The sequence below is a fragment of the Micrococcus sp. GbtcB5 genome (assembly GCF_019091605.1).
In the GTDB taxonomy this organism is placed as follows: Bacteria; Actinomycetota; Actinomycetes; order Actinomycetales; family Micrococcaceae; genus Micrococcus; species Micrococcus luteus.
Genome location: NZ_JAGXJK010000499.1, coordinates 1 through 235 on the forward strand (window position 1 = coordinate 1; position 235 = coordinate 235).

The 235-nt window shown below is 71.5% G+C and carries 1 pseudogene; it reads right to left on the reverse strand.

What is annotated here, in order from left to right:
• Positions 1-213, reverse strand: a pseudogene (locus KVS67_RS13245) (hypothetical protein); the annotation flags it as partial.
• Between the last annotated feature and the right edge of the window lie 22 nt (positions 214-235).

Here is a 235-nt window from a genome sequence, read left to right on the forward strand (position 1 = left end):
GACGGGCTCCCCGTCTCCGAGCCCGGCCGGCTGCAGCACGGAGTCCCACTGTGCGAGCATCGTGGTGCGGGAGCGCCCTGCCTCATGCACGACGTGCAGGCGCATCCCCGTGTCGGCGTCGCGACGGGCGCGGGTGGCCAGCTGCACGAGGTCCCGCACAGCGCGATCGACGTCGATGCGGAGGACTGGTGGGGTGGAGGTGTGGTCGGACATGCAAGCTATCTCCCAGGTCCGG